General features: G+C 70.8%; 6 protein-coding genes. 4 read left to right on the forward strand and 2 right to left on the reverse strand.

Annotated elements, in window-relative coordinates; all coding sequences use genetic code 11:
• Positions 1 to 748 (forward strand): ABC transporter permease (locus AOK23_RS19475; RefSeq protein WP_055713975.1); only part of this gene is annotated, 748 nt, incomplete at its 5' end.
• A 91-nt stretch (positions 749 to 839) separates the two neighbouring features.
• On the forward strand, positions 840 to 1,619 hold the full coding sequence (locus AOK23_RS19480) for an ABC transporter ATP-binding protein (RefSeq protein WP_055713978.1): 780 nt from the start codon (positions 840 to 842) through the stop codon (positions 1,617 to 1,619).
• 57 nt (positions 1,620 to 1,676) lie between these two features.
• Here the strand turns inward: AOK23_RS19480 and AOK23_RS19485 are convergent, their stop codons facing one another.
• The gene (locus tag AOK23_RS19485) at positions 1,677 to 2,783 is read right to left on the reverse strand and encodes a glycosyltransferase (protein WP_055713976.1); all 1,107 of its coding nucleotides are present in this window, start codon (positions 2,781 to 2,783) and stop codon (positions 1,677 to 1,679) included.
• The gene (locus tag AOK23_RS19490) at positions 2,780 to 5,683 is read right to left on the reverse strand and encodes a bifunctional glycosyltransferase/CDP-glycerol:glycerophosphate glycerophosphotransferase (protein ID WP_240496461.1); all 2,904 of its coding nucleotides are present in this window, start codon (positions 5,681 to 5,683) and stop codon (positions 2,780 to 2,782) included. Before AOK23_RS19490 ends, AOK23_RS19485 begins: the two co-directional genes overlap by 4 nt.
• A gap of 152 nt (positions 5,684 to 5,835) precedes the next feature.
• On the opposite strand from AOK23_RS19490, the gene AOK23_RS19495 reads away from it, so the two are divergent.
• Both AOK23_RS19495 and AOK23_RS19500 read left to right on the forward strand, forming a co-directional pair.
• Positions 5,836 to 6,882, forward strand: coding sequence for a serine/threonine-protein kinase (locus AOK23_RS19495; protein WP_206336240.1), 1,047 nt, complete (start codon positions 5,836 to 5,838; stop codon positions 6,880 to 6,882).
• A gap of 242 nt (positions 6,883 to 7,124) precedes the next feature.
• Positions 7,125 to 7,677, forward strand: a 553-nt coding sequence (locus tag AOK23_RS19500) for a serine/threonine-protein kinase (RefSeq protein ID WP_240496462.1), incomplete at its 3' end; no start/stop codon positions are given.

Consider the following 7,677-nt stretch of genomic DNA (forward strand, 5'->3'; position numbering starts at 1 on the left):
GGCGAAGCTCACCGCGCAGTACAGCCAGGCGAAGCTCGGCCAGATCTGGCAGATCGCCAACCCGCTGCTCAACGCGGCCGTGTACTACTTCATCTTCGGCGTCCTGATGGGCACGAAGCACGGCGTCCCGGACTATGTGCCGTTCCTCGTGACCGGCGTGTTCGTGTGGACGTTCACCCAGAGCTCGATCATGGCCGGCACCCGGGCGATATCCGGCAGCCTCGGCCTGGTCCGCGCCCTGCACTTCCCCCGGGCCTCACTACCCGTGTCGTACTGCCTCCAGCAGCTCCAGCAACTGCTGTTCTCCATGGCCGCGCTGGCCGTGATCCTGCTGGCCTTCGGCGTGCCGGTCACCCTCTCCTGGCTGCTGATCGTGCCCGCCCTGGCCCTGCAGTTCGTGTTCAACGCCGGTGTCGCGATGGTCATGGCCCGCATCGGCGCCAAGACCCCCGACATCTCCCAGCTGATGCCGTTCGTGCTGCGTACGTGGATGTACGCGTCGGGCGTGATGTTCAGCATCGACCGGATACTCGCCAACCGCGATCTGCCGTACGCCGTGCACCTGCTGCTGGAGTACAACCCGGCGGCGCTCTACATCGACCTCATGCGGTTCGCGCTCATCGACAGCTTCGAGGGCGGCCAACTCCCCCACCACGTCTGGGCGGTCGCCGCGGGCTGGGCGCTCGTCGCGGGCGTCGGCGGATTCATCTACTTCTGGAAGGCTGAGGAGACGTACGGCCGTGGCTGACACCAACACTCTCCCGGGCACGCGGCGGGACACGCCGGGCGCCACCGACGCGCCCGCCCCCACCGCCGAGCACGAGCACGCTCACGCCGTCGTGGACGAGCCCGTTCCCACCGTCGTCGTCGACGGCGTCGACATCGTCTACCGGGTCAACGGCACGGGAGCCGGGCGTGGCAGCGCCACGGCCGCGCTGAACCGCATACTCCGGCGGAAGAAGAGCGAGAAGGCGGCCGGTGTGCGCAAGGTGCACGCCGTGCGGAACGTGTCCTTCACCGCGTACCGGGGCGAGGCCATCGGGCTCATCGGCACCAACGGGTCGGGGAAGTCGACGCTGCTCAAGGCGGTGGCGGGGCTCCTGCCGGTGGAGAACGGCCGGATCTACACCGACGGCCAGCCCTCCCTGCTCGGGGTGAACGCCGCCCTCATGAACGACCTCACCGGGGAACGCAACGTGTACCTCGGCGGGCTCGCGATGGGGATGTCCCGTGAGCAGATCCGTGAGCGGTACCAGGAGATCGTCGACTTCTCCGGCATCAACGAGAAGGACGACTTCATCACGATGCCGATGCGGACGTATTCCTCCGGCATGGCGGCGAGGCTCCGGTTCTCCATCGCGGCGGCCAAGGACCACGACGTACTGCTGATCGACGAGGCGCTGGCGACGGGCGACCGCACCTTCCAGAAGCGGTCCGAGGCGCGCATCCGTGAGCTGCGCAAGCACGCCGGGACCGTGTTCCTCGTCAGCCACAACAACAAGTCGATCCGTGACACGTGCGACCGGGTGCTGTGGCTGGAGCGCGGCGAGCTGCGGATGGACGGGCCGACGGACGAGGTGCTGAAGGAGTACGAGAAGTTCACCGGCGGCAAGAAGTAACCGCCCTTCCGGCCCGGGCACACCAAGGGCCCGGGCACCCCTCCGGCCCGCCCGCCCTCACCTCTCCAGGAACGCGAAGAGGTTCTCCCACCTGTCCACGATCTCAGCCGTCCCGTAACGCCGTACGTTCTCCCTCGCCCGCTCACCCATGCGGTCCCGCAGTGCCTTGTCCGACATCAGCAGGTCCAGCTTGCGGGCCAGTTCGGCGGTGTTGCCAGGGGGCGCCAGCAGGCCGTCCTCGCCGTCGGCGACGATCTCGTGGACGCCGGGCGCGCAGTCGAACGCGGCGCACGGGACGGCCATCGCCATCGCTTCCATGAGGGCGAGCGGGAAGCCCTCGCCCCGCGAGGAGAGCGCGAAGACGGAAGCCTCCCGGAGGGCGGCCGGGACGTCGGCGGTACGGCCCATCCAGGCCACCGAGTCGTCGAGGCCGAGTGCCGTGCACTGCTTGCGCAGGAGCTCCTCGTCCTCACCGGACCCGTAGATCCGCAGGGTCCAGTCGGGGTGGGCGGGGGCGACCTCCGCCCAGGTGTCGAGGAGCATGTCGACACCCTTCTCGTCGCTCAGCCGGCCGATGCTGACGACGGCCTTCCCGGTACGCGGCGAGGGCACGTCGGGCAGCCAGGGTACGGCGTTCGGCATGAACGAGGCGTTGTTGAGGCCCTCTCCGATCCACAGGTCGGCGTCCTCACGGGTGAGGACGAGCATGCGGTCGACGTCCGCGTAGTACTTCAGGACGCGGCGGAAGCGGGAGCTGGCCTTCGCGGTCTCGTACGACTCGTGGCTCATGCCGACGACGGTCAGTCCACGGGTGTCGGCGAGCCGCACCCACTCCATCGCCCACACCTGGGTGACGACGACGACCGCGCCCGGGCGGGCGGCGCCGAAGATCCGGGTCAGCCGGGCGGCCCGGTCCCGCATGCTCGCGTCCCGCGCCCGGCCGGGGGCGGGCGGCTGGCCGTCGTACAGCCTGGTCGTGGGGTAGGGGAGGTCGCCGAGGTCGTGCGGGTCCTCCGGTGTGGCGATGCCGATGACGTGGACGCGGTGGCCCCGCTCGGTGAACAGCCGGGCCATCTGGTGGGTCCAGCTGGTCACCCCGCCCAGTTCGTCGACGCTGTTGGCGACGAGGAAGATGTCCCGCCGCCCGTCCCGCTGCCCGCTCACTTGCGCCTCCAGTCGGAGAAGAACTCGTCGACGATCCGCCGCGCGGCCGTGCCCTTGTCGTACTCGCCGAAGGCGGCCGTGAACCGCTCCCGCGCGGCCGCGTACTTCACCGACTGCTCCTCCAGCGAGGAGCCCGCGAGGACGGCGTGCAGCTCGTCCTCCGTGCGGACCACCGGGCCCGGTGCCCGTTCCATCAGGTCGAAGTAGGTGCCGCGGCCCTCGTGCACGTACGCGTCGTAGTCGTACGTGAAGAACAGCATCGGGCGGTCCAGGAGTGCGTAGTCGAACATCACCGACGAGTAGTCCGTGATCAGCGCGTCGGCGAGGGCGAGGAGGGGCGTCACGTCGTGGTGGCCGGACACGTCGACGACGCGGCCCCGCACGGAGGGCGGGAGCACGACGTGGTTGAGGTAGTGGGCGCGGACGAGGAGGACGTACTCGTCGCCGAAGGTCTCCGCGAAGCGCTCCACGTCGAACGGCAACGCGAACCGCTTCTGCCCCGACTGACGGAACGTCGGCGCGTACAGCAGCACCTTCTTGTCGGCCGGGATGCCCAACTCGGCTGCCAGAGGCGGGCGTTCGGTGGCGCCTCGGGCCTGGACAAGGAGGTCGTTGCGCGGGTAGCCCACCCGCAGCAGTGCCTTCTCACGGAGGCGGAACGCCTTGGCGAGGGTGCGCACGTCGTGCTCGGAGCGGATCAGGAAGCGGTCGAAGCGGTCCAGGGTGCGCTGCTGCTCCGCCTGCGCGGCACGGGACTTGAGCTTCCAGCTCGGCTCGTCGAAGCCCATGCGCTTGAGGGCGGAGCCGTGCCAGGTCTGGAGGTACGTCGTGCCGGGCCGCTTGGTCAGCTTCAGCGGGTAGCTCTGGTTGTCGATCCAGAACTCGGCGCGGGCCAGTGCCCTGAGGTAGGGCAGGGACCAGCGGCGTACGAGGGTGGCGTCGGAGGGGAAGCCGTCCGGCCGTCCCGCGTACGACCACACCGCCTCGAAGTCGAGGCCCTGGCGTCGCATCTCCTCGTAGATCGCCCGGGGGCTGTCGCTGTACTGCCGGCCGAGGTGGCTCTCGAAGACCACCAGGCGCCGACGCGGGGGCAGCCGCAGGAACGCCTCGTGATAAAGACGGATTTTCGTGTCCCCGGAGGTGGCCTTCTTGCGCAGTGCCTTGGCCTTGCGGTAGCCGGTCTTGGCCAGTCGCCCGGGGGTGCCGCGCAGGCCGCGGACGACGAGGTCGTTGGCCTTCTTGTCCGGGACCAGCCGGAACGCGAGATGGCCGCGGGCGGAGATGTGCGGCTCGACCCGGTCGGCGACCAGCCGGGTCAGGCGGGGGCGGACCGGCAGCTGCCCGGTCGCGAGGCCCGGTTCGGCGGCGGTGAGCCGCGTCGACGTCCGCTCGCCGTCGACACCGAGATGGAGGCGGACGTCCCACACGGCGTCCACGATGCCGAGCGGCCGCAGGACCTTCTCGATGTCGGCGGTGGCCTCCCACGACACGTACGGGCCCTCGTGCCGTACGGCGGCCACCGGCACCCGGAAGGTCCGGAAGCGGACGCCGGGGCGGCGGGCGTAGAACTCCAGCTCGGCGGTGAGCCGGGCGCCGGGCGGGATGACCCCGAGGGGGTTGGTGACGCGGCCGGCGAGCCGGACGACTCCGCTGCGCCCCGGTCGGGAGTACTCGGTCAGCTCGTTGCGCAGGAACATCTTCCCGACCGGCCGTGCGTGGTAGCCGAGTTCGGTGACGTCCAGGATCCGCCGCGCGAAGGGATCCTCCTCGATGTGCTCGGCACACCAGTAGATCCGCCCGTCGCGCTCGGCCATCGGGGCGGACACCTTGTCGCGGTTGGTGAGGGTGTCCACGGCGGGCAGCAGGTTGTCCCAGTCGCGTTCGCGCAGCAGATAGGCGCAGATCGCGTGGATGGGCTCGACCTCGTCGTACGCGGCCGGGTCGATCGACGCCAGATAGGCGTTGGCCAGCGCGGCGAACTCCTGACGGTAGGAGGCGTCCCGGAACGGCAGATCGCGCAGGTGCAGCACCAGGTCGTGCTTGAGGAACTTGACGTCCTTGGCGAACTTCAGCTCCGCCAGCCCCTGGTCGGCGAGGAGCCGGTCGACCCTGCGGTGGATCTCCATGCGGTGCGCGAAGTTGGCGATCTCGGCCCGCCGGTTGCTGATCGACTCGGCGCCGGGCCGCTCGACGACGTTCCAGTCGTAGACCCGGTTGGGGATGAGCGTGATCCGACGGGCGGCCGCGTACACCTGGGCGGAGAAGAACAGGTCCTCGTAGTGGATGCCGACGGGGAACTCCAGGCCGCCCTCGACCAGGAAGTCACGCCGGTAGCACTTGTTGGTCGACAGGGTGTCGTACACCAGCAGGTCGGGCAGCTCGGAGACGGAGTCGAGCGTCCGTGTGCGGGAGTACAGCCACGGATACCACTTGACCTCCTTCTTCGTACGGGTGTCCACGTGGACGCGGACACACAGCCCGGAGACGAGGTCGGCGCCGGTCGTCTCGGCCGCCTCCAGCATGTTCCGGCAGGCGTTGCGCTCCAGGACGTCGTCGCTGTCGAGGAACAGGACGTACGCGCCGCGGGCCCGCCGGATGCCCTCGTTGCGGGGCGCGCCGCAGCCGCCGCTGTTCTCGGGGAGCCGGTACGCCCGTACGCGGTCGGGGTGGAGGGCGGCGAGCCGGGCGGCCACCTCGTACGAGCCGTCCGAGCTGTGGTCGTCGACGATCACGACCTCGACGCCGCGCAGCGTCTGCTCCAGGACCGACCGGACGGCCGTGGGCAGCCTGGCCTCGTCGTTGTAGACGATGACGACGACGGACACGGCAGGCCCGGCGGGTACGGCAGGCCCGGCTGTCGCTGATTGCGGCTGCTGCTCCACGTTCACCCCAAACATCATGCTTTGTTCCCTCTATAAGGCATCGCGCCGTTGAGGGCCACTCAGGTAGAGGCCATGGGAGGTACCCGGGTTGCGTCCGGGGCGGGGTGGGGCCGCGTCCCCCGCGATACCCTCCGAGGGGACGTGGGAGCGGGAGCAGAGGGGGCCGGTCGATGCGCGGGGTGGTGCCTGGGCCGCTGCGGGCGGACGATCCGCGGGAGATCTCCGGGTACCCGCTGTACGCCAGGATCGGCGAGGGCGGCATGGGCACCGTGTACCTCTCCCGCAGCCGGGGCGGCCAGCCGGTCGCCCTGAAGTTGGTCCGTCCGGAGTACGCCGACAGCCCGGCCTTCCGGGAACGCTTCGCCCGCGAGGTGGCCGCCGGCCGCCGGGTCTCCGGCTACCACCTGGTGCCGATCGTCGACCACGACGCGGCAGCGCGGCGCCCCTGGCTGGCCACGCGCTACGTACCGGGCGTCCCGCTCGGCGAGGCCCTGGACACCCACGGCCCGCTGCCCATGCCGACGGTGCTGCAGCTGCTGGCCTGCGCCGCCCACGCGCTGGACGCCGTGCACACCGCCGGGGTCATCCACCGCGACCTCAAGCCCGCCAACCTGCTCCTCGCCACCGACGGGCCCTGGCTGCTCGACTTCGGCATCGCCCGCGCCGCGGGCGCCGCCACCCTCACCACCGCCGGCCGCCTCATCGGCACACCGCGCTACATGTCCCCCGAGCACGCGCTGGGCCGCCGGGTCACCTCCGCGTCGGACGTGTTCGCCCTCGGTCTGGTCGCCGCGGTCGCCGCCACCGGACGCCACCCGTACGGCCGGGGCAACCCGCTCGCCATCGCGACGCGCATCGCCGCCACCGACGTCGACCCGCCCGCCCTCGACGGCATCGACCGGCCCCTGCTCGACGTCGTCCGCCGTTGTCTCACCGCCGACCCCGCCGCCCGCCCCTCGGCCGCCGACATCGCCGAGCACTGCGCGGGAGCGGCCCGCAGGGACGTCCGCGACTTCACCGGCTGGCTCCCGGCGCCCTTCGCGACGTCGGTGGCCATCATCGAGACGGCGTTCCACACCCTGTCGCTCACCGAGGCCCCGACGGCTCCGGTCCCCCCGAGTCTGGCGGACGCCCCGACGGCCCGCAGGCTCCCGGCGACGGCACCGATCACGATGCGGGACGAGGAATGGCAACGCCGGGTACGGCGCGAACCGTAGGCCCACTTACCGCACCACGTACCGGTACCCACACGGAACCGTAACGCCAGCTCCAGGTGTCGTAAGTGCCGTATAAGCTTCGGAACCGCTTCAAGTGCCCGCACGCGGCACAGGAGTTCGGCACCGTACCGGGGGAGGCTCCCATTACCACCAGCACTGGCGACATCCTGAGCCCTCTGGGACCGCAGGACCCACGAGAGACCGCCGGGTACCACCTGCAGGCCCGCATCGGCGAGGGCGGCATGGGCACGGTCTATCTGTCGCACACCCGCGGCGGCCAGCCGGTCGCCCTGAAGGTCATCCGCCGGGAGTACGGCCAGGACGCGGACTTCCGCCGCCGCTTCGAACAGGAGGTCCAGGCCGCCCGCCGCGTCCAGGGCTACCACATCGTCCCGGTCGTCGACCACGACACCACCGGCGAACTGCCCTGGCTGGCCTCCGCGTTCATCGCCGGCATCCCCCTGCACGACGCCCTCGTCGCGTTCGGGCCGCTGCCGCTGCCCGCCGTCTTCCAGCTGGTCGGCTGCACGGCACGCGCCCTGACGTCGATCCACGCGGCCGGCGTCATCCACCGCGACCTCAAGCCCAGCAACATCCTGCTCGGCACCCAGGGCCCGTACGTCATCGACTTCGGTATCGCCCGGGCCGCCGACGCGACCCAACTGACGCAGTCGGGCGGTCTGATCGGCACCCCGCAGTACATGTCCCCGGAGCACGCGCTCGGCGAGCGGGTCACCCCGGCGACCGCCGCGATCAGACCGAGGGAGAACACATCGGTCGCCGGGGTGACCCGCT

The sequence above is a fragment of the Streptomyces torulosus genome, from assembly GCF_001419765.1.
Taxonomy (GTDB): domain Bacteria; phylum Actinomycetota; class Actinomycetes; order Streptomycetales; family Streptomycetaceae; genus Streptomyces; species Streptomyces torulosus.

Coding starts and splice junctions, on each gene's coding strand:
- AOK23_RS19490 (WP_240496461.1), bottom strand. CDS start 5,683: ATGATGTTTGGGGTGAACGTGGAGCAGCAGCCGCAATCAGCGACAGCC.
- AOK23_RS19495 (WP_206336240.1), top strand. CDS start 5,836: ATGCGCGGGGTGGTGCCTGGGCCGCTGCGGGCGGACGATCCGCGGGAG.